Source organism: Desulfotruncus alcoholivorax DSM 16058 (assembly GCF_000430885.1).
GTDB lineage: Bacteria > Bacillota > Desulfotomaculia > Desulfotomaculales > Desulfallaceae > Desulfotruncus > Desulfotruncus alcoholivorax.
Window position 1 is genome coordinate 59,852 of sequence record NZ_AUMW01000002.1, and the last position, 23,675, is coordinate 83,526.

28 protein-coding genes are annotated in these 23,675 nt (G+C 49.1%); 3 read left to right on the plus strand and 25 right to left on the minus strand.

Annotated elements, in window-relative coordinates; translation table 11 throughout:
• Positions 1–317: 317 nt before the first annotated feature.
• The 21 genes from H569_RS0101605 to ylxM all read right to left on the minus strand — a co-directional run bounded on the left by H569_RS0101605 (position 318) and on the right by ylxM (position 17,068).
• The gene (locus H569_RS0101605; protein WP_027363535.1) at positions 318–1,745 is read right to left on the minus strand and encodes an NADH-quinone oxidoreductase subunit N; all 1,428 of its coding nucleotides are present in this window, start codon (positions 1,743–1,745) and stop codon (positions 318–320) included.
• A complete protein-coding gene (locus H569_RS0101610; protein ID WP_027363536.1) occupies positions 1,746–3,266 on the minus strand; it encodes a complex I subunit 4 family protein in 1,521 nt (506 codons plus the stop codon).
• Entirely contained in the window at positions 3,266–5,203 is a 1,938-nt protein-coding gene (nuoL, locus tag H569_RS0101615) for an NADH-quinone oxidoreductase subunit L (RefSeq protein ID WP_027363537.1), read from the minus strand. The genes H569_RS0101610 and nuoL overlap by 1 nt, the downstream gene beginning before the upstream one ends.
• A 33-nt stretch (positions 5,204–5,236) precedes the next feature.
• A complete protein-coding gene (gene nuoK, locus H569_RS0101620; protein ID WP_027363538.1) occupies positions 5,237–5,551 on the minus strand; it encodes an NADH-quinone oxidoreductase subunit NuoK in 315 nt (104 codons plus the stop codon).
• Entirely contained in the window at positions 5,538–6,068 is a 531-nt protein-coding gene (locus H569_RS0101625) for an NADH-quinone oxidoreductase subunit J family protein (protein ID WP_027363539.1), read from the minus strand. Before H569_RS0101625 ends, nuoK begins: the two co-directional genes overlap by 14 nt.
• Positions 6,069–6,071: 3 nt before the next feature.
• The gene (locus H569_RS0101630) at positions 6,072–6,605 is read right to left on the minus strand and encodes an NADH-quinone oxidoreductase subunit I (RefSeq protein ID WP_027363540.1); all 534 of its coding nucleotides are present in this window, start codon (positions 6,603–6,605) and stop codon (positions 6,072–6,074) included.
• Between the two features lie 4 nt (positions 6,606–6,609).
• Complete coding sequence (nuoH, locus tag H569_RS0101635) at positions 6,610–7,662, minus strand: NADH-quinone oxidoreductase subunit NuoH (RefSeq protein WP_114679239.1); 1,053 nt, start codon at positions 7,660–7,662, stop codon at positions 6,610–6,612.
• Between the two features lie 29 nt (positions 7,663–7,691).
• The gene (locus tag H569_RS0101640; protein ID WP_027363542.1) at positions 7,692–8,795 is read right to left on the minus strand and encodes an NADH-quinone oxidoreductase subunit D; all 1,104 of its coding nucleotides are present in this window, start codon (positions 8,793–8,795) and stop codon (positions 7,692–7,694) included.
• Between the two features lie 28 nt (positions 8,796–8,823).
• A complete protein-coding gene (locus tag H569_RS0101645; protein ID WP_027363543.1) occupies positions 8,824–9,270 on the minus strand; it encodes an NADH-quinone oxidoreductase subunit C in 447 nt (148 codons plus the stop codon).
• A complete protein-coding gene (locus tag H569_RS0101650) occupies positions 9,270–9,860 on the minus strand; it encodes an NADH-quinone oxidoreductase subunit B (RefSeq protein ID WP_027363544.1) in 591 nt (196 codons plus the stop codon). Before H569_RS0101650 ends, H569_RS0101645 begins: the two co-directional genes overlap by 1 nt.
• A complete protein-coding gene (locus H569_RS0101655) occupies positions 9,851–10,204 on the minus strand; it encodes an NADH-quinone oxidoreductase subunit A (protein WP_081410834.1) in 354 nt (117 codons plus the stop codon). Before H569_RS0101655 ends, H569_RS0101650 begins: the two co-directional genes overlap by 10 nt.
• Before the next feature lie 208 nt (positions 10,205–10,412).
• Positions 10,413–11,204 carry a ribonuclease HII gene (locus H569_RS0101660; RefSeq protein WP_027363546.1) on the minus strand — a complete coding sequence of 264 codons (792 nt, stop codon included), beginning with the start codon at positions 11,202–11,204 and terminating at the stop codon, positions 10,413–10,415.
• A 97-nt stretch (positions 11,205–11,301) separates the two neighbouring features.
• Positions 11,302–12,147 (minus strand): ribosome biogenesis GTPase YlqF, encoded by an 846-nt coding sequence (ylqF, locus tag H569_RS0101665; RefSeq protein WP_027363547.1) that lies wholly within the window; start codon positions 12,145–12,147, stop codon positions 11,302–11,304.
• A 144-nt stretch (positions 12,148–12,291) separates the two neighbouring features.
• Positions 12,292–12,840 (minus strand): signal peptidase I, encoded by a 549-nt coding sequence (gene lepB, locus H569_RS0101670; protein ID WP_027363548.1) that lies wholly within the window; start codon positions 12,838–12,840, stop codon positions 12,292–12,294.
• A 55-nt stretch (positions 12,841–12,895) separates the two neighbouring features.
• The gene (gene rplS / locus H569_RS0101675) at positions 12,896–13,240 is read right to left on the minus strand and encodes a 50S ribosomal protein L19 (RefSeq protein ID WP_027363549.1); all 345 of its coding nucleotides are present in this window, start codon (positions 13,238–13,240) and stop codon (positions 12,896–12,898) included.
• A 151-nt stretch (positions 13,241–13,391) separates the two neighbouring features.
• Positions 13,392–14,141: a tRNA (guanosine(37)-N1)-methyltransferase TrmD gene (gene trmD / locus H569_RS0101685; protein WP_027363550.1), complete on the minus strand. Its 750-nt coding sequence runs from the start codon at positions 14,139–14,141 to the stop codon at positions 13,392–13,394.
• A gap of 3 nt (positions 14,142–14,144) precedes the next feature.
• Positions 14,145–14,666 carry a ribosome maturation factor RimM gene (gene rimM / locus H569_RS0101690; protein WP_027363551.1) on the minus strand — a complete coding sequence of 174 codons (522 nt, stop codon included), beginning with the start codon at positions 14,664–14,666 and terminating at the stop codon, positions 14,145–14,147.
• An 87-nt stretch (positions 14,667–14,753) separates the two neighbouring features.
• Complete coding sequence (locus H569_RS0101695; protein WP_027363552.1) at positions 14,754–14,981, minus strand: KH domain-containing protein; 228 nt, start codon at positions 14,979–14,981, stop codon at positions 14,754–14,756.
• 17 nt (positions 14,982–14,998) lie between these two features.
• Positions 14,999–15,265: a 30S ribosomal protein S16 gene (gene rpsP, locus H569_RS0101700; RefSeq protein ID WP_027363553.1), complete on the minus strand. Its 267-nt coding sequence runs from the start codon at positions 15,263–15,265 to the stop codon at positions 14,999–15,001.
• A gap of 82 nt (positions 15,266–15,347) precedes the next feature.
• A complete protein-coding gene (ffh, locus tag H569_RS0101705) occupies positions 15,348–16,715 on the minus strand; it encodes a signal recognition particle protein (RefSeq protein ID WP_027363554.1) in 1,368 nt (455 codons plus the stop codon).
• Positions 16,715–17,068 (minus strand): YlxM family DNA-binding protein, encoded by a 354-nt coding sequence (gene ylxM, locus H569_RS0101710; RefSeq protein ID WP_027363555.1) that lies wholly within the window; start codon positions 17,066–17,068, stop codon positions 16,715–16,717. The genes ffh and ylxM overlap by 1 nt, the downstream gene beginning before the upstream one ends.
• Before the next feature lie 184 nt (positions 17,069–17,252).
• Here ylxM and H569_RS0101715 point away from each other — a divergent pair, with 184 nt between their 5' ends.
• Positions 17,253–18,656 (plus strand): aspartate aminotransferase family protein, encoded by a 1,404-nt coding sequence (locus H569_RS0101715; RefSeq protein WP_027363556.1) that lies wholly within the window; start codon positions 17,253–17,255, stop codon positions 18,654–18,656.
• A gap of 135 nt (positions 18,657–18,791) precedes the next feature.
• Positions 18,792–19,055 (plus strand): FmdB family zinc ribbon protein, encoded by a 264-nt coding sequence (locus H569_RS0101720; RefSeq protein ID WP_027363557.1) that lies wholly within the window; start codon positions 18,792–18,794, stop codon positions 19,053–19,055.
• 43 nt (positions 19,056–19,098) lie between these two features.
• Here the strand turns inward: H569_RS0101720 and H569_RS0101725 are convergent, their stop codons facing one another.
• On the minus strand, positions 19,099–20,115 hold the full coding sequence (locus H569_RS0101725) for an aldo/keto reductase (RefSeq protein WP_027363558.1): 1,017 nt from the start codon (positions 20,113–20,115) through the stop codon (positions 19,099–19,101).
• 27 nt (positions 20,116–20,142) lie between these two features.
• Entirely contained in the window at positions 20,143–20,268 is a 126-nt protein-coding gene (locus H569_RS23295; RefSeq protein ID WP_257720077.1) for a hypothetical protein, read from the minus strand.
• A 300-nt stretch (positions 20,269–20,568) separates the two neighbouring features.
• Here H569_RS23295 and H569_RS0101735 point away from each other — a divergent pair, with 300 nt between their 5' ends.
• Entirely contained in the window at positions 20,569–21,396 is an 828-nt protein-coding gene (locus H569_RS0101735) for a stalk domain-containing protein (RefSeq protein WP_027363559.1), read from the plus strand.
• Between the two features lie 114 nt (positions 21,397–21,510).
• On the opposite strand, the gene H569_RS18890 is transcribed toward H569_RS0101735, so the two are convergent.
• Positions 21,511–22,272, minus strand: a complete 762-nt coding sequence (locus H569_RS18890; RefSeq protein ID WP_034629164.1) for a CBS domain-containing protein — start codon at positions 22,270–22,272, stop codon at positions 21,511–21,513.
• 36 nt (positions 22,273–22,308) lie between these two features.
• Positions 22,309–23,634, minus strand: a complete 1,326-nt coding sequence (locus tag H569_RS0101745) for an amidohydrolase (protein ID WP_027363560.1) — start codon at positions 23,632–23,634, stop codon at positions 22,309–22,311.
• Positions 23,635–23,675: the final 41 nt, after the last annotated feature.

Consider the following 23,675-nt stretch of genomic DNA (forward strand, 5'->3'; position numbering starts at 1 on the left):
TATAACCGGCGTATTATTCAGACAACGAGTTCATATAATTAACCGGCGGCAGGAATCATATAATTTGTTAAGGTTTCACTCCTCGCAATGGCATGGCGAGCGATATCCGGCGGAAGCACGTTACATGTTTTCTGTTTAATGCCAGCTATAACTAAGTCATAATTGTAATTGGTGAAGCGGGCGGACAAAGTCGTCCGCCCCCACAATAAATAATTACAAGAATTAAAATCTGTAACAATAAGAATGTGTTTTTGGTTATTCGTATACCAATAAAAATGCCCTCCCCTTATTACGGTGAGAGGGCATCTTTTTATTATTTAATGCAGGAAGAATGAGTGAGCCGCACTGTTAACCACTTCCGACAGCGGACCCGGGTAAATACCTACTACCATTGTAACCACCATAGCTAAAATCAACGTTACCGCCACCGGGCTGGGTAATTTTATCGGAGTCGGGTCCAGCGGCTCGTCCCGGTACATGACCAGGGCAACACGCAGGTAATAGTATACCGACACCATACTCATGATCAGCCCGATAAAAGCCAACCAGAGGTAACCGTCCACAATGGTTTTGAACAAATAGAATTTACCGACAAACCCGGCCAGCGGGGGAATGCCGGCCATGCTCAGAAGCGCTACGAGCATTACCGCTGCCATGAGGGGTGAACGCTGGCTTAAACCGGCATAATCTTTTAACTCATCGCTGCCGGTAACACTGTAAAAGTATCCCGCCACTGTAAAAGCTCCAACAGTAGCGAACACATACAGGAACGCATAGAACATGACGCCTTTAATTCCCGCCTCACTGGCGGTAATTAATCCGACCATGATATAGCCGGCCTGGGCGATACTGGAGTAAGCCAGCAGTCTTTTAACATTGGTTTGCGGAATAGCCACCAGGTTCCCCACGATCATGGTCACTGCCGCCAGGATCGCCACCACCATGGTCCAGTTGGCCCAGATGCCCGGCAGGCCGGTCACAAATAACCTTAGCAGAACCGCGAAGGAGGCTGCTTTTGAACCCATGGCCAGGAAGGAGGTTACCGGTGTCGGCGCCCCCTCGTAAACGTCGGGTGACCACATGTGGAACGGAACAGCGGAAATCTTAAAGCCAAGGCCGGCAATTAGCAGCACAACAGCCAGTATCAGCGCCGGCGTCAAAGGCTGTACGGCAATTACCTGGCTGACATTCAGCATAATTACACTGCCGGTCAAGCCGTACAGCAGGCTCATACCATAGAGCAGCACGGCTGAACTCATTCCCGCCAAAAGCACGTACTTCATGCCTGCTTCCACTGATTTGGCGTCAGTTTTGCGGAAGCAAACCAGAATAATAAACGCAATGGTCATTAATTCCAGGCCCAGGTACAAAGTGATAAAGTCACCGGCCGAGGCCATAACCATCATACCAAGGGCGGCAAAAACCGTCATACTGTAGTACTCGGCTTGACTGCCCATATCGTCGACATAACGCATGCTGCCCAGAACAACCAGGGCCGCCGCCAGCAGGAAGGTTATTTTCCAGAACAGGGCATAATTATCCACCAGGTACATACCGCCGATTAATTCACGGCTGTCGCCCCACATGGAAACAGCCACACCAAGTATGCCCAGCAGCCCGAACAAGGTCAGCCAGCCAAGGCCGTGTCTGGACCCTTTCGGCACAATCAGCCCCAGGACCAAGATACCAAGGCCCAGGGCGGCCACCAACATTTCCAGGGTTAGAGCAGAAGGATCAAATGGCATTTAGAAATTCCCCCCTAACTGAAGCGCGTCATTTATTGCCGCATGCAGGGGCATGACACCGCTATTAATCATATCAAACAACAGGGAGGGAAGGAAGCCCCCAACCACCAGCACAGTACCCAGCACAACGAGCGGCACCAGCTCCGGACCTTTAATATCTTGGAGGTGGTCATATTCCGGCCGCGGCGGCCCGAACAACGTGTTGGCACCGGCACGCAACACATAGAGCGCTGTAATGATAATACCTGCAATACCGACTACAGCCAGCCCGCCATAATTATTAAAGGCGGAGATAAAGATGGTGAACTCCGGAATAAAGCTTACCAGGCCGGGCAATCCCAGCGAGGCCATGGCAGCAAGCATGAACCCCACGGCAAGGCGCGGTGTTTGCCGGGCCAGACCTCCCATATCCGGAATCCAACGGGTATGGGTCTTTTCGTAAATAAAGCCGATCATGGAGAAGAACAGGGCCGCCATTACACCATGGGCAAACATATTGGCCACGGCACCGTTAAGACCGATAACGTCCATACAGGCCACAGCCAGAATAACATAACCCATGTGACTGACGCTGGAATAACCTACAACGTATTTCAGGTCTTTTTGGGCCAGCGCGCCCATTGCGGCATAAGCCACTCCGATAACGCCGAACACCGCCATGTAGGGGGCCCAGAATTTGGCACCGAGCGGCAGCATGTACAGCGCTATTTTTACCAAACCATAGCCGCCGATCTTTTTCAAAACACCGGCGTGAATCATACTAACGGCTGTAGGAGCGCCGGCGTAACCGTCAGGTGACCAGGAGTGGAACGGCCACATCGATATCAGTGAGCCAAAGCCCAACAGCATTAAGGCAAACAGCCAGGTCTGGTCGAAGGGCGACAACTGCTGCGCCGCCGCGGCCAGCCCGGTAAAGCTCATATCGGGAGTTCCGGTAATGGCGGTTGTTTTTACGAACAACGCGATCACGCCGACCAGCAGGAAGGCGCTACCGATCAGCAGGTAGATGGTCAGTTTCATACCGGCGTATTCTTTAGTCACACGCTTGGAGCTGCCCCAGATCACGACCATGATGTAGATGGGGATAACCACAACTTCATAGAACAACAGGAAGATAAACAGGTCGTGAGCGATAAATGTGCCCATAACCCCGGTTATTAACAGCATCAGCAGAATAAAGAATTCTCTGGGACGGTTGTTTACGTTCCAGGAGGCAAAAACCGCCGAGAAACCAATCAAGTTGGTTAACAGCAGCATCGGCAGACTAATGCCGTCGGCAGCCAGGAAAAACGTAACGCCCAGGTCTTTAATCCACGGCATGTTGTTTCCAAAAACAAACTGCAGCCCGCCTATTTCCTGGTTATAGGTAAAGTAGGCAAACAGGCTCAGGGCCAGTGATACAAACGTTCCCACCGCGGCGATGCACCTGATCAGCATGTGTTCTTCCCTGGGCACAAATGCAAGGATTAACGCCGCAGCCACCGGAGCCAGCAGTATGGCTAACAGGATTGGAAAATCCACTATTTAACACCTCCCAGAACCAGGCCGGCGGCAGTTGTTGAGCCGCTAAACGCCATTAGCACGGCCACAGCCAAAACACCCAGGAAGAAAACCAAAACATAGTTTTGCAACCGGCCGGACTGGAACACCCGCAGCCCGTCGCCGGACAGCCTGGCAAACGCACCGATGCCGTTGACTATTCCGTCAACCACATAAATATCGAACAGATAGAAGAGCTTTGCGGTTCCATCAACCAAGGCGTGATTAAACCACAGGTACAGCTCGTCAATATAGTACTTGTTGTAAAGCATCCGGTATACCGGACCGAACCATTCCGCCATTTTCCTGGCGCGCTTCTTCTTGGCGTCTTTCAGGTACAAGGTATAGGCCAGGAAAATACCTGCCCCGGCCAGTACGATGGACAGCAGCATGGCCCCGTAATTTACCGGTCCCTCGTGTGCTTCCCCGAACCTGATCCACTCACCCCAAACATTATGCCACGGGGTGCCCAGCAGGCCGGCCAAACACGCGCCAACAGACAATACCAGCAGGGGCACGGTCATGGTCCAGGGTGACTCCTGGGGATGGTTCGCCGGGTTCTCTGCACCGAAGAAGGCCAGGAAGATCATGCGCCACATATAAAAGGCGGTCAGGAACGCAGTAAAGGCAGCCATGGCGAACAGCACATAATGCCCGCTGTTTAAAGCGGAGACAAGGATTTCGTCCTTACTCCAAAAGCCGGCAAACGGCGGGATACCGGCAATGGCCAAACCGCCAATGACAAATGTCCAGGCAGTGATGGGCATTTTCTTCACCAGACCGCCCATTTCCCATACGTCCGCCTTATGGTGCAATGCGGTGAGTACACTACCGGCGCCAAGGAACATCAGCGCTTTGAAAAACGCGTGCGTCCACAGGTGGAACATACTGGCGCTCAAACTGCCGACACCCAGGGCCAACATCATATAACCCAGCTGGCTGACGGTGGAATAAGCCAGAATCCTTTTAATTTCCCTTTGGGTTATAGCGATGGTTGCGGCAAACAGCGCGGTAAAACCGCCTGTCACAGCCACCAATTGCATCGCTGACGGCACCTCATGGAACAAGAACATGGTACGGCCCACCAGGTAAACACCCGCGACAACCATGGTGGCAGCGTGGATCAAGGCGCTGACCGGAGTAGGGCCTTCCATGGCGTCGGGCAACCACACGTGCAGCGGAAACTGGCCTGATTTCCCGATCGGCCCGATAAATACCAGCACGGCGATCAACGTAAGCATACCGAAAGAGGTGAACTCTTCAAAGTGTTCAATCTTGCCGGCCAGTTCAGTTAAATTCAAGGTACCGAAGACAATTTGCAGGGAAAGCAAACCGAGCAGCAGCCCGAAGTCTGCTATACGGCAGGTGACAAAGGCCTTTTTGGCCGCCTCCCTGGCCGATATCTTATGCGTATAGAACCCGATCAACAGATAAGAACACAGGCCCACCAACTCCCAGGCCACAAACATTTGCAGCAGGTTGCTGGAGAGAACCAGCAGGAGCATGGAAGCCCCGAATAAAGACAGGTACGAGAAGAAAACCGAGTAACCAGGGTCTCCTTTCATGTAACCTATTGAATACAGGAAGATAAACGTGGCAATAAATGATACCATAAACAGCATCATCGCCGATACGGGGTCAAGCTGCACCCCGACGTCTATCCTTAAATCCGGCATTCCCGGCAGTCCCAGGGAAAACCAGCGTGTTGCATAAACCAGCGGTTTCTCCACATATTCATGATTGGTAAAAATCCCGATCGCCGCCAGAGTGGCAAAGAAGCAGGCAGTCGCCATTGATCCCACCGCAACGATGGCGCTCAACAATTGCCATGGCCGGGCAAGGAACACTATAACCACAAAGGCACAGGCGGGAAGGAGCGGCACCAACCATGCATGCTGCATTGCAAATTCAACAAGCATTATCTAAAGCACCTACCTTCACTAATGAAAATCCTACCATTTTAGCCAGTCGAAATCATCAAGATTTACAGACAGCCTATTGCGGTAGATGGCTATGATGATGGCCAATCCTACCCCCACTTCGGCGGCGGCCACAGTAATAACGAAAATGGAGAAAATCTGCCCGACGAAGTCGGCCGGTGTAATATATTTACTGAAGGCCACCAGGTTGATATTCACCGCGTTGAGCATCAGTTCAATACAGATCAGAACGGCCACGGCGTTTCTTTTGGTCAGTACCCCGAATAAGCCGATACTGAAGAGGAGCGCTGAGAGCACCACATAATGCGTCAGGCTAATTGCCGGCATTGGCCTTCACCTCCTCATCCCTGGCTATAACAATGGCGCCGATTAAAGCCACCAGCAGCAGCAGCGCGGCTACCTCAAAGGGGATCACGTATTTGCTCAGCATGAGTTCCCCGATTGCCTGAACGGTATTGGCCGGAACTTCTCCCGCCGCAACCAGATCGGTCCAGGCGGTGCGGCCGGCAAATACGGCACACATGGCAACAACCAAAGCCACCAGGCCGGCCCCGGCAAAAGTCTGCCGGTTGAACAGGTTGGTTGCCTTCATATCTGAACGCTGAATCAACATGATACCGAAAACCACCATGATACATACTGCTCCGGCGTACACCAGCACCTGCACAGCAGCCAGGAAATCGGCATCCAACAATAAAAACAGTCCGCCCATGGCAATAAAGGTCACCGCTAAAAACAAAACGGAGTGTACTATGTTGCGCGCGAATATCACCAGAGTGGCATTACCCAAAATAGTTATGGCCAGGCCGTAAAAAGCTATTACACTGTAGATACTGGTTTCCATTTGTTACTGACCCTCCTTATCGGAAGCCTTGCCGGCGGCAACCTCGGTTTGGGCTGCGGGTTCAGCTGGCTTTTCGGCCTTAGCTTTGGGCTTCGGCTTGGGCTTTTCTTTGTCCCCGGCCTTGGCCGCCGGTTCTTCCTCCTCCAACGGCTCGGCAGGCGCCTCCCTCTCTACCAATACCAGAGGGATATCACGATAAAAATACTGGTTCATGTTAAAATCCTTGGAAAAATGCAGCGCGTCTTTATTGCAAGACTCAACACATAAACCGCAAAACAGGCAGTACTGGATTTTCATTTTATAACCGGTCATATACTGTTTTTTGCCTACTTTTTGTTTCTCAATGCTGATTACCTTGTTCGGGCAAGCGTTGGCGCACAACCCGCAGGCTATACATTTGTCAACGTCCAGCACGAACCTGCCGTGGAAACGTTCCGGAACCGTATGCTGCTCATCCGGGTATTGCACGGTAAGCTTTGGCGCCCAAAACTCCTTCCAGGTAATTTGCAGACCTTTGATCAACCCTTTACCAAACATGCCATCACCACCCCATCGCCTGGTAAATTTTCATCCCTATACCGGTTATAAAGATGTTGGCCAGGGCAAGGGGTACCAGGACCTTCCAGCTGAACCCCATGAGCTGGTCCACCCTGATCCGTGGATAAGTCCAGCGCAGCTGCATCACGATGAATATCAAGGCGTACATCTTCAGGAAAAACCATACCCAGGAAGGAATGAAGGTCAGGCCGAAGGGGGCGTGCCAGCCGCCAAAGAACATAATGGTGGCCATGGCGCAAATCACCATAATGTTCGCATATTCGGCCAGGAAGTACATGGCAAAGGCCATTCCGCCGTACTCGGTATATGGTCCGGCTATAATCTCGGACTCACCTTCCACCAAGTCGAAAGGACAGCGGTTGGTTTCAGCTACAGCGGCCGCGAAATAAATCAGAAAAGCAACCGGTTGGGTAAATATGAACCAGGTATGTTCCTGAGCTGCGATAATATCCGACATATTCATACTGCCCACAATCATAATCACGCCCAACAAGCCCAACACCAACGGCAGCTCATAGCTGACCATCTGGGCCACTACACGCATGGCACCGATCAGGGAATATTTGCTGTTTGACGCCCAGCCGCCCATCCAGAAAATCATGGTGGACAATGAAGCTATGGCCAGCAGGTAAAACACCCCGATATTCATGTCAATGGCAGCCATGTTTTTACCAAAGGGAATTACTGCAAAAACCATTAAAGTAGGCACAAAAATCAGCACGGGAGAAATTAAGAATACGGCTATGTCCGCTTTTTTGGGTATAATAATCTCCTTACTGATTAACTTGCCTATATCAGCCGTGGTTTGCAAAAGTCCCTTGGGACCGACCCGGTTGGGGCCAATACGGGCCTGCATGTAGGCGGCAACCTTGCGCTCCATGTAAACCAGCCACAGAGCGTTAATCAATATAAATACGAGGATAGCCACAAGCTTGACCAGCATTACGATGGCCTCGTTTATCTCTACGGGTACGCCGACACCACCGAGAAGAGCTCTAAGCCATTGGGCTATACCTACAAATAAATTTTCCAACATGCCTCTTCTCCCCTATGATCCCGTATTTGTTAACAGTCCACTTCACCAAGAACTATATCAATGCTGCTAAGAATAGCTACGACGTCTGCAAGCAGGTAACCGCGCACCATTTCATCCAGGTAACCCAGGTTGATAAATGACGGCCTGCGTACGTGCACACGATAGGGCTTGTTGCTGCCGTCGCTTACAACATAATACCCGATGATGCCTTTGGAGCTTTCTATTTCGTGGTAAACCTCACCCTTGGGCGGCTTTAAGACTTTGGGCACCTTACCGATAACCGGGCCGTCCACTTCCTTGATTTGCTCGACAGCCTGCTGAATAATCCGCACGGATTGTTCCATTTCCAGCATCCGGCACAAGAAACGGTCGAAACAGTCACCGTTTTCGCCCAGCGGAACTTCAAAGTCAAACCGGTCGTAAACCCCGTACGGTCTGGCTTTCCGCAGGTCGTAATTAACCCCGCTGCCCCTTAAAGTAGGTCCACTCAAGCTGTAGTTAATCGCGGTCTCAGGCGAAAGTATACCGATAAACTTGGTCCGGGCCTGAAAAATTTCGTTCCCGGTAATTAGCCCCTGGTATTCTTCAATATAGCCGGGCATCTCGTCCATCAGCTTTTTAAGTCTGTCCAGCCAGCCCTCGGGCGCGTCATCCGCCACACCACCGATACGGGCATAGCTCAGGGTCATCCTGGAACCGGTCAACTCCTCAAGCAAGTCCATTATTTTTTCCCGCTCACGGAAACAAAGCAGGAAACCGGTAAAAGCTCCGATATCCAAAGCATTAACGCCAATACCTATCAAGTGGCTGGCAATACGTGAAAGCTCACCTGAAATAACTCTCAGGTACTCGGCCCGCTCCGGCACTTCTATACCCATCAATTTTTCCACAGCCTGGACATAACCAAGATTTTGCAGCATTGCCGCCAGGTAGTCCATCCTGTCGGTATAAGGAATTACCTGGGTATAAGTGCGCGCCTCAGCCAGTTTTTCAATCCCCCGGTGCAAATAGCCGCAAACCGGCTCACCTTTGACGATTCTTTCCCCGTCCAGGGTGAGAATGATCTGAAAGACACCGTGGGTACTGGGGTGCTGTGGACCAAAGTTTAGAAAATATTCTTGTGTCCTTAACATTTGCTACACCTCTTATCCCCCGAATGGGTTACTCCCTGCCGCCTTCCCACTGGAAGTCTTTGCGCAGCGGGTGTCCTTCAAATTGATCGTCCAGTAAAATGCGTTTAAGGTTGGGATGACCCGTAAATGCGATACCCAGCAGGTCATATATTTCTCTTTCCTGCCAGTTGGCCCCGCCCCAGATGGGAAATACGGAAGGCAATTCGGGATTATCCCTGTCGACGTCAGTTTTGACCATCAGTGAGTAGCCCTTTTCAATAGAATTGATATTGTAAACTACTTGAAACTTATTTTCCTCCGGATAATCCACCGCTGTTTCATTGGTTAAATAATCCAGCGCAAATTCATCTTTTAAAGCCTGCATGAATTCCAGCAGCTTATCCCTGGGAACAGTGACGGTCATCGCTTCGTCAACTTCAATATAGCCGAATTTTTGTTTTATTTCATCTACAGGCGCGATCTTTTCTTTAGCCATTATCCCGTCACCGCCTTACCCTTGTTGAGGAGCCGCTCCCTTTTATCAAGGATCTTATCCTTCAACATTAGAAATGCTTCCAGTATCGCGTCGGGCCTGGGTGGGCAACCCGGTACATAAACATCAACGGGCACGACTTTATTGGCGCCGGGTATTACATAATAAGAATCGACGAACGGGCCGCCGGAAATGGCGCAGCTGCCTACGGCAATGCACCACTTGGGTTCGGACATTTGTTCCCACAGCCGGACCACGAAAGGAGCAGCCTTTTTGGTGATGGTGCCGGCCACCACCATCACGTCGGCTTGGCGCGGCGTGCCCCGCATAACTTCGTAACCAAAACGGGACAGGTCATAGCGGGGGCCGTTGGCGCCCATCAGGGCCTCAATGGCGCAGCAAGCCAAGCCGAAACCAAGCGGCCAAATGGAGTGGGCCCTGGCCAGGTTCAATATTTTCTCCAAAGGTTCCAGGGAAACCACCCTTTTTATCTCATACAGGTTGTGATAATCCGGATTGGCCCCAAAGTATTCAGGGGCCCAAATATCCTTTTTAGCTGCTTCAATTTGTGCTTTCCCTTTGTTCACTTCCATTCCAACGCACCTTCCTTCCAGGCGTACCACAAGCCCACAATCAAAATGAAAATAAATATAATCATCTCAATAAACGCAAATAATCCCAGGCTCTGGAATTTAACCGCCCAGGGATAAAGGTAAATTGTTTCAACATCGAAGATAACAAAAAGTAATGCGTAAAGAAAATAACTGGTTCTAAATTGCACCCAAGTGGGGCCTTGCGTCGGCAAGCCGCATTCATACTCCTCCAGCTTGACCGGATTATTTCGCCTGGGGTGAATTAAAAAAGAGGTTACTATTCCCCCTGCCCCAAAAACAATTGCTACTGCAAAGAAGATAAATACACCCGCCCAGTCTGACACTATTCTCCCCCCTTTCATCATAAAATTCATCATTAAACAACCTATTGCCAAACTATAGACCGGGTTAAGATTGTGAATTCAGTAACTCCCCGGCCTAAATTAATTGTTGGAGACATTCCTATAACCCTAAAGTTACGACCCGAACTTCATTGGGGACATTCCTCCGGCCCCCGAGTTGCGACCCGGAAGAGGAGGTGTGTCTCCTTTCCTATTTGCGCCCGCCAATCAACTGTTTGACTGGCGCAAACCCACGCCGGTGAACGGGACACGGTCCAAACGCAGACAGGGCCGCCAAATGAAAGGCGGTACCATATCCCCTGTGGCGATCAAAGCCGTACTCGGGATAAAGCAGGTGCAGTACATCCATCAACCTGTCCCTGGTAACCTTGGCCACCACTGAAGCCGCGGCAATCGACGGGCACAGCCCGTCTCCGCCCACCACGGCCCTCTGCGCCGTATTTATATCCGGCAGCTCAAATTTACCGTCAACGAGTAAAAAGCCGGGCTTTATACTCAACCCGTCAACCGCACGCAGCATGGCCAGCATAGACGCGTGGTGAATATTTAGCATTTCAATTTCGCCCACCGTAGCCACGCCAACGGCCCAATCCAAGGCAACTTTTTTAATTCCGGCATCCAGCAATTCACGTTTGGCCGGAGTTAATTTCTTAGAATCGTCCAATTCTTCCAGCAAATAATCAGCCGGTAAAACAACGGCGGCAGCGACGACCGGTCCGGCCAGCGGCCCCCGGCCAGCCTCATCCACTCCTGCCACAAGGCCGGACCCGGAACCCACAAGCCCCCGTTCGTAGCTCTGCATTTTACAATGGCGCTGCAGCAATGCATCTTTTTTTTGCTGCAAAACCATATAGCGGTTGTATAAATCCTTCACTGCGGACCTTTTATCAACCGCCATAGCTGATAGTAATCCTGCAGCAGGATTACTGCCTTTTTCAAGTAATACCTTAATTTCCGATACGGTCAGGGAGCTAATATCCACGCAACAACTCCGGCATAAAAGCTAGACTTATATTTTTTTTCTAGATTGGCGACAAAATCCCTGCCCGTATCAAAATATTTTTAGGGTTTTTTGCTTACTATTCAGGCAAATCAAGGGTGTGCTGCCCCAATCTGCCCTCCCTGAATTCCTTAATGATTAAAACCGCTGTCTTATAGTCGTCAATCTTGCCCCCGGACAAGAAGAAACCCCTTTTGGCCCCGATGGCAAGCACAATCTCATTAGCGCCACCCGGTATATTACCAATTCCGTACCTGTCATCCAGGACACCGGGGGCTGTTTTAACAAGCCAGTTCACCAACCGGATGCATATTTCATAGGGATCGTAAATCTGTTCCTTGATGGCTCCGGTTACAGCCAGCTTAAAAGCCACTTCGGGGTCTTCAAATTTGGGCCAAAGGACACCCGGCGTATCCAGCAGTTCCAGACTGTCCCCCAGTTTAATCCACTGCTCACCCCTGGTAACTCCCGGACGGTTGCCCGTACGGGTGGCGCTCCTTCCCGCCAGGCGGTTGATCAGCATCGACTTGCCCACATTGGGTATGCCGACTACCATGCAGCGGGCAGCCCTCGGGCGCCTTCCCTTATCCACGTACTTTTGAATGGCGGGGCTGGCTTGATTTGAAGTTTGGTTTAGCATCTGTTTTACGCCCACGCCTCGCTGGGAGTCAACCGCCACCCCCGGCAGACCCAATTTCCCAAAGTGTTTCAGCCACAGGGTTGTCTTTTCCGGGTCTGCCAGGTCAGCTTTATTCAGCACAACTACCCTGGGCTTACCCTGCAAAACATCATTAATAACAGGGTTTCTACTGCTGGCGGGAATTCTGGCGTCCAGGAGTTCTATTACTACATCTACAAGTTTTAAATTCTTCTGAATCTGCTTGCGCGTCTTGGCCATATGACCAGGGTACCATTGGATATCCATACATGCACCGGCCCCATACAATAATTGTTGGTATTCAGAATTCAGTAGTCAGAATTCAGAATACTATTCCTGACTCCTGACTCCTGAATTCTGTGTAGCTGCCATTAATTAACTTATTCACTGCTCCAGCAGTTATGAATTATTTTAAAACAGTCTGATGTGGTTAATGGGCCAATAGATTATGACCGCCTTCCCGATAATATTCTTTTTCGGCAAATTTCCCCAAACTCTGCTATCATCGCTGTTATTGCGGTTATCGCCCATCATAAAATAATTACCGGGAGGCACCTGAACAGGGCCAAAATCCTGAAAACGCAAACCTTTTGGCAAATAATCCTCCGGAATCAGTTTCCCGTTAATATACAACTTACTGCCACGGATTTCCACTGTATCACCGCCGACACCGATCAATCTTTTAACAAAAATCCGCTCGGGATCAAAAGGCGGCCTAAACACCACAATATCCCCACGGCTGGGCTCACCAAAGTGATAAGCAAACTTGCTGACCATGATCCGGTCTCCAATTTGAATGGTGGGCTCCATGGAACCGGTTGGAATGACAAATGGCTGAAAAACAAACATCCTGATAATTACAGCCAACAAAACAGCAATGGCAACGGATTCAATAATCTCCATAAAAGCCGGCTTTTTTTTCTTCTCCCGCGGTTGCTCGTAATATCCCGGTTGGTCCATTTTCATCCCCTCGATAAATTGCTATTAAAAAGGGACTGTTTAAACAGTCCCCCCATTACTTGCGAATATCTTTAATCCGGGCAGCTTTACCACGCAGGTTACGCAGGTAATACAACCTGGCCCTGCGAACACGCCCACGTCTTATCACTTCGATTTTATCAATTTTTGGCGAATGCAGCGGAAAAGTTCTTTCCACACCAACACCGTAAGATACCCTGCGAACGGTAAAGGTTTCGCCAAGCCCGCCTCCGCGACGTCTGATCACCAAACCCTCAAAAACCTGAATTCTTTCCCTGTTGCCTTCTACGACTTTAACGTGAACTTTTACTGTATCTCCCGATTTAAACTGGGGTATATCTTCCTTATACTGGCCTTCTTCAACAACTTTAAGCAAATTCATCCTCTGATAGCCTCCTTCCCGCCAAGGTGTTCATATCCCCTTTTTGAGACAGCGGACCACCCGTAATCAACAAGGAAAATTATATCACAACAGGCCCGCTGGCGCAACAAGACAGCTTCATTAACAGAATATTCCATGTGTCTGACACCTTTTAGATAATTTTACGGATAATATCCAGCAATTCGCGTAAAATCTGCCGGTCCTCATCTGTTAGCGTTTCCCGGCGGACCATGTCGGGGCGGCGCTCCAGAGTTTTCAGCAGTGCCTGCCGGCGGCGCCAGCGCCTTATATTTTCATGATGACCGCTTAGTAAAACATCGGGCACGGTCAGACCGTTACATTCTCCCGGCCTGGTATACTGCGGATACTCCAACAAGCCGGTGTAAAATGAATCGTCTTCAGCCGAAGCGCTTTCACCCAGCACGCCCGGGATCATTCTGGCTACCGCGTCAACCACCACCATGGCCGGCAATTCCCCGCCAGTCAGCACATAATCACCGATGGACAGCTCATCGGTCACCGCCAGTTCCCGAACCCGCTCATCCACCCCTTCGTAATGACCGCAAATAATAACCAGGTGTTCCTCCCGGGCCAAGTCCCTGGCCCAGACCTGATTAAAAGGAAGCCCTGTTGGGCACATCAACACCACCCTTGTCGCTGATGTGCCCCTGCGCCCGCGAACGTGCTCCAGAGCGCGTAAAATGGGCGGTGCCTGCATAACCATACCCGCACCACCCCCGTATGGGGTATCGTCGACGGTATTATGTTTATTGCCGGAAAACAGGCGTATGTCCGTGATGTCTATATCCAACAGTCCCCGGTCCCTGGCCCGCTTTATAATACTGCTGTCAAAGGGCCCGTCAAACATCCCGGGAAACAAAGTTAAAATGTCAATTATCATCCACTAGTCCTCCAGACCGGCAGGCAGTTCCACAATCATTCTACCGGCAGCCAGGTCTACTTCGTGCACCACTTGCTTTAATGCCGGCACCATCAGCGGCATTTTGGACTCCCGGTTGATCAAATAAATATCATTGGCTCCTGTTTGTTGCACGTCTGTAACCATACCCAAATAACGCCCGTCAGTTGTAAATACTTTCAATCCGATAATGTCAAATATGTAGAAAGTGTCTTCGGGCAGCGGCATCAATTCTTCTTTGGATATAAGCAAATAAGAGCCTTTCAGCGTTTCAGCGGAATTCATGTCATCGATGCCACTAAATTTCAAAACAAAGAATTTTTTATGCGGGTATGATCTTTCAACGTCTAAAACGGCCAGTTGACCATTACGATTTACATAAACCCTCTTCATATTTTTAAAGCGCTCGGGAAAATCGGTTGTTGGAATTACCCGTAATTCACCCCGGTGCCCCTGCGTGTTAATAATTTTACCGATAGCAATATACCCTTCAATTTCTTGCGCCAAAACCAACCCACCCCAAAATTGGACGAAAGAGGGCTGTTGAGCCCCCTTTTACGTTGAAAGTATTATAAATCCAAAAGCCGGCAGCAGTTAGATGATTTCCACCGTTACCTTTTTGCGTTCCTTCGTTGCCGCCGCCTTTACCACAGTCCGTATGGCTTTGGCAATCCGGCCCTGCTTGCCGATAACTTTGCCCATGTCATCCGGAGCAACTCTCAATTCTATTACACAGGATTTTTCTTTTTCAATCAAATCCACAGTAACCATCTCGGGATGGTCTACGAGGGCTTTGGCCAATAGCTCAACCAGTTCTTTCATCGGGTTAACCTCCTCACTTACTGGCCCTCGCTGGCAACGTTCTTGTTAATACCGGCTTTATTGAAAAGTGCCCTGGCGGTATCGGTAAGTTGAGCACCCCTGCGGAGCCATTGGGCGGCCTTGGCCTCGTCAATTTTAATCACTGCCGGATCCTTCAACGGGTCATAATAACCAATTTCTTCGATAAAGCGACCGTCCCTGGGGGAACGTGAATCGGCAACCACTATCCGGTAAAAAGGACTTTTCTTGGCTCCCATTCTTTTTAGCCTGATCTTCACAGCCATAATAATCACCTCCTTGAAATAATGTGGGTAATATTGTTGGGGAAATTCCTCAAAGAGGTGTGTCCCCTTTCCTTAGCCCCCCTTAAAAAGGGGATCCTTTCTTACCAAACCCAAACGGGTTTTTACCCAGTTTACCCTTTTTCATATTCTTTTCCATATCCATCACCTGACGCATCATCTTTCTCGTTTGCTCAAACTGCTTTAACAGGCGATTCACATCCTGCACCGAAGTGCCACTGCCCCTGGCTATGCGTTTGCGCCTGCTGCCATTGATTTCCTGCGGGTTTTGCCGCTCCCAGGGAGTCATTGAATTGATAATGGCCTCAACGAAAACCAGTTCTTTCTCATCAAACTCAAGATTCTTCAGTTTTTTCAAATTACCCAGTCCGGGTATCATACCCAAAATCTGGTCCAAAGGTCCCATTTTCTTAACCTGGTGTATTTGCTGGACAAAATCGTCCAGCGTAAACTCCATGCTCCTGATGCGTTTATTTAGCTTTTCCACTTGCTCGGCATCGAAATTGGCCTGGGCTTTTTCAATCAGTGTCAAAACATCGCCCATACCTAAAATGCGGTCAGCCATTCTCTCCGGGTGGAATTGCTCCAATGCATCAAGTTTTTCGCCCATGCCGATAAATTTAATCGGACAACCTGTTACAGCCTTGACTGAAAGCGCGGCTCCACCCCGGGTATCGCCGTCCAGCTTGGTTAATATAACACCGGTTAGGGACAGCATCTCATTAAAAGTCTTGGCTACATTCACTGCGTCCTGGCCGGTCATGGAGTCAACCACCAGAAGTATCTCGTCGGGGTGTACGGTATCCACAATCCTCCGCAATTCTGCCATTAACTCTTCATCGATGTGCAGCCTGCCGGCGGTATCAATTATAACCAGGTCATTGCCGTCACGCTTGGCTTTATCCACGGCGGCCCTGGCAATATCCGGCGGCGCAACGCTGTCACCCATACTAAAAACAGGCATATTCAGCTGGCCACCAAGCACCTGCAGCTGTTTAATCGCAGCCGGCCTGTAGATATCGGCGGCTACCAGCATGGGGCGTCGGCCCTGCCTGCGCAGCAAGTTGGCCAACTTGGCAGTAGTTGTTGTTTTTCCTGCACCGTGCAGGCCAACCATCATAATCACAGTAGGTGGTGACGGAGCAAGTTCAATCTTGCTGTTCGTCCCGCCCATCAACTCGGCCAGCTCGTCATGGACAATTTTAACTACCTGCTGGGCCGGGGTGAGGCTTTGTAAAACGTCGGAGCCAATAGCCCGCTCCTTAACTTTGGCGATAAAATCCTTAACCACCAGGAAATTGACATCGGCACCGATTAGCGCCCGGCGTACCTCTTTAAGGGCCTGGTCAACATCTTCCTCGGTCAGCCGCCCTTTTCCCCTAAGTTTTTTAAATGTTTCCTGGAGCCTTTCTGCTAGACCGGAAAAAACCATTAAATTACCCCCCCGTCCATCTCCAGCACTTCCTGCAATATCTCCCTGGCCCGGGACACCTGCTGTGACACCGGGCTACCACACTCTTCCAGTAATCTGGCTGCCTCAGCCAGCTTGGCCCGCTGGGCGAGGTACTTATTTACGAGCTGAAGCTTACTTTCGTAATTTTGCAGCATATTCTCTGTGCGCTTTAAAGTATCATGTACAGCCTGACGGCTTACACCATATTTTTCGGCAATTTCCCCCAGTGAAAAATCATTTCCATAATATAGCTCAATAAAATCCCTCTGCTTATCTGTCAGCAGCTGGCCATAGAAGTCATACATCAACGTAATCTTGGTAACTTTATCCAAAAACAATCCCACCCAAGTATAAAGCAATAATACTTTACAGAAAAGATTTTACTTTAAAAATCAGCACCTGTCAAGCCTTTATAATTAACACTTAGTATAAATTGACATTCAAGCGCAATAGTGCTAAATTTATGTTGTGCACAGATATATGCACAATATCCACCGGAGGGATTATTTGAAAAATATGAATGCTAGCGTAATATCCCCTGAATTAATTATATCATTAGAAAACTCATTGAAATTAAATAGAAACGAAGCACGCTCGCTGCATAAGAATTATGGCAATTCGAGCCTGGTCACTCTTATGGGCTTGCTAAATTTTGACCGCCAATTTGTTCGGGCGGAAGGCACCAGGGTTTGGGACAGCGACGGCACCGCTTATCTTGACTTCCTGGGCGGCTACGGGTCACTTAATACCGGCCATAATCACCCGCGCGTTATCAACGCTATCGAGCGCGTAAGGCAAATACCCAACATTCTTCAAGTAACCGTTCCTACCCTAGCGGGGGCTTTGCTGCACAATCTGGCTGTAATTACGCCGGGCCAATTAAAAAGATCTTTTTTATGCAATAGCGGGGCTGAAGCCGTTGAGGGGGCACTCAAACTGGCCCGTGCGGCCACGGGTAGAAAAGCATTTATCTATTGTCAAAACTCTTTTCATGGCAAATCCTTCGGAGCCCTGTCCGTTACCGGCCGGGAAAAATACCGCAAAAGTTTCGAGCCCCTGCTGCCGGAATGTATCGAAGTGCCATACGGGGATAACGAAGCTTTACGCCAGGCGCTAAAAAGACACCAGGCGGCTGCTTTCATTGTGGAGCCTATCCAGGGTGAAGGCGGGATTAATGTACCGCCTGACGGGTACCTTGCCACAGCAGCCCGTGATTGCCGGGAAAACGGAACATTATTTATAGCTGATGAAATACAAACTGGTTTTGGACGAACCGGTAAAATGTTTGCCTGCCAGCACGAAAACGTAGAACCGGACATTATGTGCCTGGCTAAATCACTGGGTGGTGGGATTATGCCCATCGGGGCGTTTATTACCACCGAGGAAATCTGGCATAAGGCTTACGGCACCGTGGAAAAAGCCACCCTGCACACTTCCACATTCGGCGGCAACACCTGGGCGGCAGCCGCCGGCATCGCAGCCATAGAGGTGCTGCTGGGGGAAAAATTAGATGCAGCCGCCGCCGAAAACGGAAGTTACTTTATCTCCGGCCTTCTGGAATTACAGAAAAAATATTCCCTGATTAAAGAAGTACGCGGCCGCGGCCTATTAATCGGCATTGAATTCAACCAGCCCGGCGGATTAACAAACAAAGCGACCCTGGGACTGGCATCCAAGCTGTCGAATGAATACCTGGGCAGCATGGTTGCGGGAGAACTGCTGAACCGCCATCATATTATTACAGCATATACTTTAAACAACCCCAATGTTATCAGGCTTGAACCACCCCTGACAGTTTCCAGGGAAGACCTGGATTATGTGTTGAATGCCCTGGATAGTGTTTTAAAAAAGAATAAGGGCTTTTGGGGTTTTGCCACTTCCAGCGCCAAAACTGTAATAAAAACCTGGACATCAAAATAAAGCATTACTAAGCACTGACTTTCGAGCAATTGCGCAATAAATCAATCCAACCCGACACAGGAGGAAAATTTACTGCGCCGTCGAAAATAATATTTTTGGAAATATGCAGACCACAAGCCATTGGAGGGATCAGCGATGCCATTCTATGAATACAAATGTAAATGCGGTAAGATTTTTGAAGTCCTACATCTACCGGGCAAAGACAATGGTGAAGTCATTTGTCCCGACTGCGGAGCAAAAGAAGTTTCCAGGTTGATTTCAAAGCCCTTTTTGCCCAGTTCCGTTGGAGCGCCTGCCGACCTTAAAGGGTCTGGCTCCTGCTGCGGCAGCAACCCGGATAATAAGGGCTGCACACCAGGTTCCTGCTGTGGTGCAGATAAAACAGAGCCCGTACATTAGCTGTTAAAAAAGCCCCGAACCAAATGGTTTGAGGCTTTTTTACTTATTGCTTGTCCAGCCTGGCAGCCGCTTCTGCCAGCATCTTACGAATGGGAAGCTCATAGGGGCATTTTTCTTCACACTGGCCGCATTCAACGCAGGAGCTGGCCTTTACTTTCAGCTCGCCGTAGCGCTGCCTGGCCCAATTCTGCAGGTTATATCTGGTAAAATAACCGTCCAGCAAAAACACCATTGGAATCTCTACGCCCTCAGGGCAGGGCTGGCAATATTCACAGCGCCGGCAAAAGGCGGTTCCCAGACCCACAACCTCTTTGTTTAAGAGCTCTCTTTCCAAACCGGTCAACGGCTCTGGATTATCTCCAATCCGGGCATTGCTTTCCACTTGTTCCACCGTATCCATGCCGGGAATAGCTATAGCTGCAGGATGCTCCAGGATAAAGCGCAGCGCCGGCCCGGCATTTTTCAGCGCCCCGCCGGCCAGGGGTTTCATTGCAATTACCCCGGCATTTACCTTTCGAGCCATTTCCAACAATTCACGGCTCTCCGCATCCTCCACAGCGTTAAAGGGAAATTGCACGGTTTCCAGCAAATCGCTAGTCTTTAAGGCTTTAACCAAAAAGTCTTTAATATGGCCGGTAATACCTATGTGCCTTATTAATCCCTCTTTTTTTGCCTCTTGCAGGGCTGCCAGCGCGCCATCCGGCGCCAGCGCCTGGTTGAGTGCATTTTCATCTTTTACATTATGCAGCTGGTACAGGTCTATGTAATCCACACCAAGCTCTGCAAGGCTTTTTTTAATGTCGGCAGCCATAGCTTCTTTAGTCCTGGCCATTGACTTGGTTGCAATAATGGCTTCTGTTCTCCTTCCTTTTAATACCGACCCCAGTTTCGCCTCGCTATCCGTATAGCCCCTGGCTGTATCAAAAAAATTAATACCCAGGTCCAGTGCCCTTTCCACTATTTGCACGGCTGCTTGTTCGGAAACCCTTTGAATAGGGATGCCCCCAAATCCAATTACCGAAACCTTAAGCCCTGTTTTACCCAGAATTCTATATTTCATAACGTTCCCTCCAGACATTATTGATTGTTATCCCAGAAAGGTGCCAGCTGCAGTTGCCCCTGCGAGGTTGTTGACTACGTTTAAATTATATGAAGCCAGGTTAAGCGGGTCAACCCCGGCCATACTGAATAAAGCTGAACTAATGTCACACAATAAACATTCCTCCGGCCCCAAAGCTATGACCCCAAGGGGAGGTGTGTCCCCTTTCCTATAAATGAGATTGCTTCGTCACTTCGCTCCTCGCAATGACAAACTAACTATATTTTCATCCTCTGCTGGTGCCGTGTTTAACAGTATGGAGGTTTACACTTAAAAAATTATTACTTATATCTTATAGCGCACGATTATTATTACTTATCTTATCGCTATTGAATTAGCCAGATAATTATTGTAATATATTCCCATATTAGTAAAATACTTATTATACCATTATAATTTTGAGAGGGTGTTTTCATGAAATTGGCCAAGCTACCGGCTATAATTTCCGTGCTAATAATTCTAATTTTGGGGCCGGGAACGGCTCGGGCGTTAAAAAATCAAATTTTGCCCAGTGATTCTCCAGCTACCATTAAACCGGTTACCGTTTTTTATGACGGGATTGATATAACCGGCCAATGTATTGTTTCCCCCAGTAATGGAAATACGTATATACTTCTTCAAACAATAATTGATCAATTAACAGACACAAAAGTGCAAATAAGCGCCGGTGCTTCCAGCTGCGCTATAACCACTGGTAAAAACGTGATTAATTTTAGCTTTGACTCTCCAAGGGTACAAGTTGATGGGGTTGAGCTTACGTTAAAGAACAGTCCCCGGCTACACAATCAAACAGTATACGTTCCCCTGGAATTTGTTCAAAATGTCCTTGGCTGCCCGGTTGTAGATTACGCCCAGTTAAATACGATATTAATTTTCTCCGACCCTCTAATAGCAGGTGATGCCAGCGAAAACAACCTTATCACCAGCAAATTGCAGGAATACCTTACTACTGACCTATATAACCTGCCAAAGGTTAAATTGGAATTACACAAAAAATTTATGGAAACCATACACCCTGATGACATTGATTTATTTTGCCAAAACCTGTTAAATGCCATCAGCACACCCACCAGTTGGGGTGCCATTGACTTTATAGATAGCCGGGTTGTGACCAGGACCACGGATGCCGCTGTTGTTTACTACAAAGTAAGATATACTGACTGCTCTACCGGTGAAACCATTGACGGGTTATGGGGCTTACAGAAATGTAATAATAACTGGTATGTAAGATGGAACCAGTAATGAACCAGTAATGAACCAGTAATGACTAATTTGTTAAAGCCGGGAATATCCCGGCTTTAACTTATAGAAAATAATATCCTGCCTTAATCTGGGAGCGAAGCACTAACTTTGGTTTTAGTTTTCCGGTGCATTATCAAACAATTCTTTTATATACGGCAGCAAATCAATCGGCCTGATGATTCCTACAATGTTACCCTGTTCATCCATTACCGGAGTTATGGTGATACGATGCGTCAATATTAGTTCAGCGGCAGTTCCGGGGGGATCATCAACATGCACTGAAACCTTAACCAGCGGTTTAATGCATTTCTTTAAAGGGGTATCTTTAATCAGCTGAACCCCCTCCAGGTAAAACAGATCATGTCTGCTCAGGCTCGTAAGAATGCTAAACATTCCGCTGGCTTTGGGGGCCAAGTGGCTAACAGCCTCAAAAATGTTGCGCAGGGTTAGAAAACCGGCAATTTCATTGTCGTCATCCATTACAACCAGCCACCGGTAACCTTTTTCTTTGGAACTCTGCGTGATAATATTAACGGCTTCATGTAAGGTGGTATTATGGTTGACCCGGGGGTAATCCGAAAACGGCACCATATAATCCCTAACGGTTTTAACCCGTTCCTGCATAAGCAAACCCCTTCCCAATAGTATTGTATAAATGTTACCCATACCATTACCCAGAGGCAATAAAAGCTGCGCCTGATGCATTATTTCAACATTAAACTGCAATAAGCCGGTGTCTACGTTTTCACAAACCTGCCGTTTTCTTGTTTTACATGAAAAAATTTTTAAGTCACTTATATCTGGCGCTCCAATGGTTCCCTTTGCACGCTGCGCAATTTCTCTTACTGTCTTTGCGAGCGCAGCAAGCGAACTCAATCGCACTGCCGGTGACGAGTTAGCGGCATGGGGTGTCTAACTGCTCTTTTGGCTTGCGATTTTTCTTTCCACCAGCGCCTTGGCGCTACGTCCCGCGGCCTGCATTACAGTTTCCTCATCCAGTGTCAGGATACGCCGGTTTTTCATGACAATTTGCCCGTCAACAATTACTGTATCTACATCTGACGAGAGCGCGGCATAGGCAATTTGCGCGTAAATATCATACAAGGGGCAAAGATGCGGCTTTTGCATGTCAAATAGTATAATATCAGCCCTGAAGCCAGACTTGATGCACCCAATTTGACCTTCCAAACCCAGCGCCTTAGCTCCTCCCACAGTGGCCATGCTTAATGCCTGGTAAGCTGGCAGCACGCTGGCGTCAACGGCGGTGACTTTTTGCAAGAAAGCAGCGGCACGCACTTCCTCCAGCAGATCCAGATTGTTGTTGCTGGACGCGCCGTCAGTGCCCAGTCCAACCGTGGCCCCGGCATTTAACAAGCTAATAACCGGCGCCACGCCGCTGGCCAGTTTCATATTGCTCTGGGGGTTATGGGCTATCCCTACCTTACGTTTGACCAGAATTTCAATATCTTGATCATTTAGATGCACACAGTGGGCAGCCAAAACCGGCAATTCAAACAGGCCGGTTTCCTCCATCAGCATAACAGGCGATTGACCATATTTTTCATTAATTTCTTTAATTTCATCTAAAGTTTCGGCCAGGTGAATATGAATTCCAACTCCAAGCCTTTTTGCTTCATTAATTACTCTTTTCAAGTAGTCAGGCGGGCAGGTGTACGGCGCGTGCGGCCCAAACCAGGCTGCAATCCTCCCGCCGGCCCCGCCGTGCCACTGTTCAATAAATTCTATGCTCTCACGCATTGCTGTCTCGGCATTGGGGCCAAAACCGACCATGCCCCGGCTTAACACCGCGCGCAGGCCGCTTTCCTCTACCGCCCTGGCAACCTGGCCCATTTCAAAATACATGTCGGCAAAAGTTGTAGTGCCGCCCTTAATCATTTCGGCGCAACTAAGCAATGTACCCTGATAAATATCATCAGCCGTTAAATGCTCTTCCATGGGCCAAATTTTTTCTTTGAGCCATTGCATCAAAGGCATATCATCGGCATAGCCCCTGAGCATGGTCATGGCGGCATGGGTATGACAGTTGACCAACCCGGGCATTGCCACCATCCCAGGGCAGTCCAGTACCTGCTCAGGTTCAAAATCACCTGGAGTAGAACCAGCTGCTCCCACATAATAGATTTCCCTGCCGCGTATCGCTATTTCTCCGCCGTGAATAATTCTGTCCTCTCCAGCCATAGTGAGCACGGCCATACACTTGATCAACAAATTCGACATGTTAAAACCTCCCGGGTCTGTCTGTTTTGACTAAGGCCTGA

Bases quoted from the DNA above. Each gene is read 5' to 3' on its own strand.
- H569_RS0101605 (WP_027363535.1), bottom strand. From the start codon at position 1,745: ATGCCATTTGATCCTTCTGCTCTAACCCTGGAAATGTTGGTGGCCGCC.
- nuoL (WP_027363537.1), bottom strand. From the start codon at position 5,203: ATGCTTGTTGAATTTGCAATGCAGCATGCATGGTTGGTGCCGCTCCTT.
- nuoK (WP_027363538.1), bottom strand. From the start codon at position 5,551: ATGCCGGCAATTAGCCTGACGCATTATGTGGTGCTCTCAGCGCTCCTC.
- H569_RS0101625 (WP_027363539.1), bottom strand. From the start codon at position 6,068: ATGGAAACCAGTATCTACAGTGTAATAGCTTTTTACGGCCTGGCCATA.
- H569_RS0101630 (WP_027363540.1), bottom strand. From the start codon at position 6,605: ATGTTTGGTAAAGGGTTGATCAAAGGTCTGCAAATTACCTGGAAGGAG.
- nuoH (WP_114679239.1), bottom strand. From the start codon at position 7,662: ATGTTGGAAAATTTATTTGTAGGTATAGCCCAATGGCTTAGAGCTCTT.
- H569_RS0101640 (WP_027363542.1), bottom strand. From the start codon at position 8,795: ATGTTAAGGACACAAGAATATTTTCTAAACTTTGGTCCACAGCACCCC.
- H569_RS0101645 (WP_027363543.1), bottom strand. From the start codon at position 9,270: ATGGCTAAAGAAAAGATCGCGCCTGTAGATGAAATAAAACAAAAATTC.
- H569_RS0101650 (WP_027363544.1), bottom strand. From the start codon at position 9,860: ATGGAAGTGAACAAAGGGAAAGCACAAATTGAAGCAGCTAAAAAGGAT.
- ylqF (WP_027363547.1), bottom strand. From the start codon at position 12,147: ATGGATATCCAATGGTACCCTGGTCATATGGCCAAGACGCGCAAGCAG.
- lepB (WP_027363548.1), bottom strand. From the start codon at position 12,840: ATGGACCAACCGGGATATTACGAGCAACCGCGGGAGAAGAAAAAAAAG.
- rplS (WP_027363549.1), bottom strand. From the start codon at position 13,240: ATGAATTTGCTTAAAGTTGTTGAAGAAGGCCAGTATAAGGAAGATATA.
- trmD (WP_027363550.1), bottom strand. From the start codon at position 14,141: ATGATAATTGACATTTTAACTTTGTTTCCCGGGATGTTTGACGGGCCC.
- H569_RS0101695 (WP_027363552.1), bottom strand. From the start codon at position 14,981: ATGAAAGAACTGGTTGAGCTATTGGCCAAAGCCCTCGTAGACCATCCC.
- rpsP (WP_027363553.1), bottom strand. From the start codon at position 15,265: ATGGCTGTGAAGATCAGGCTAAAAAGAATGGGAGCCAAGAAAAGTCCT.
- ffh (WP_027363554.1), bottom strand. From the start codon at position 16,715: ATGGTTTTTTCCGGTCTAGCAGAAAGGCTCCAGGAAACATTTAAAAAA.
- H569_RS0101715 (WP_027363556.1), top strand. From the start codon at position 17,253: ATGAATGCTAGCGTAATATCCCCTGAATTAATTATATCATTAGAAAAC.
- H569_RS0101720 (WP_027363557.1), top strand. From the start codon at position 18,792: ATGCCATTCTATGAATACAAATGTAAATGCGGTAAGATTTTTGAAGTC.
- H569_RS0101725 (WP_027363558.1), bottom strand. From the start codon at position 20,115: ATGAAATATAGAATTCTGGGTAAAACAGGGCTTAAGGTTTCGGTAATT.
- H569_RS0101735 (WP_027363559.1), top strand. From the start codon at position 20,569: ATGAAATTGGCCAAGCTACCGGCTATAATTTCCGTGCTAATAATTCTA.
- H569_RS0101745 (WP_027363560.1), bottom strand. From the start codon at position 23,634: ATGTCGAATTTGTTGATCAAGTGTATGGCCGTGCTCACTATGGCTGGA.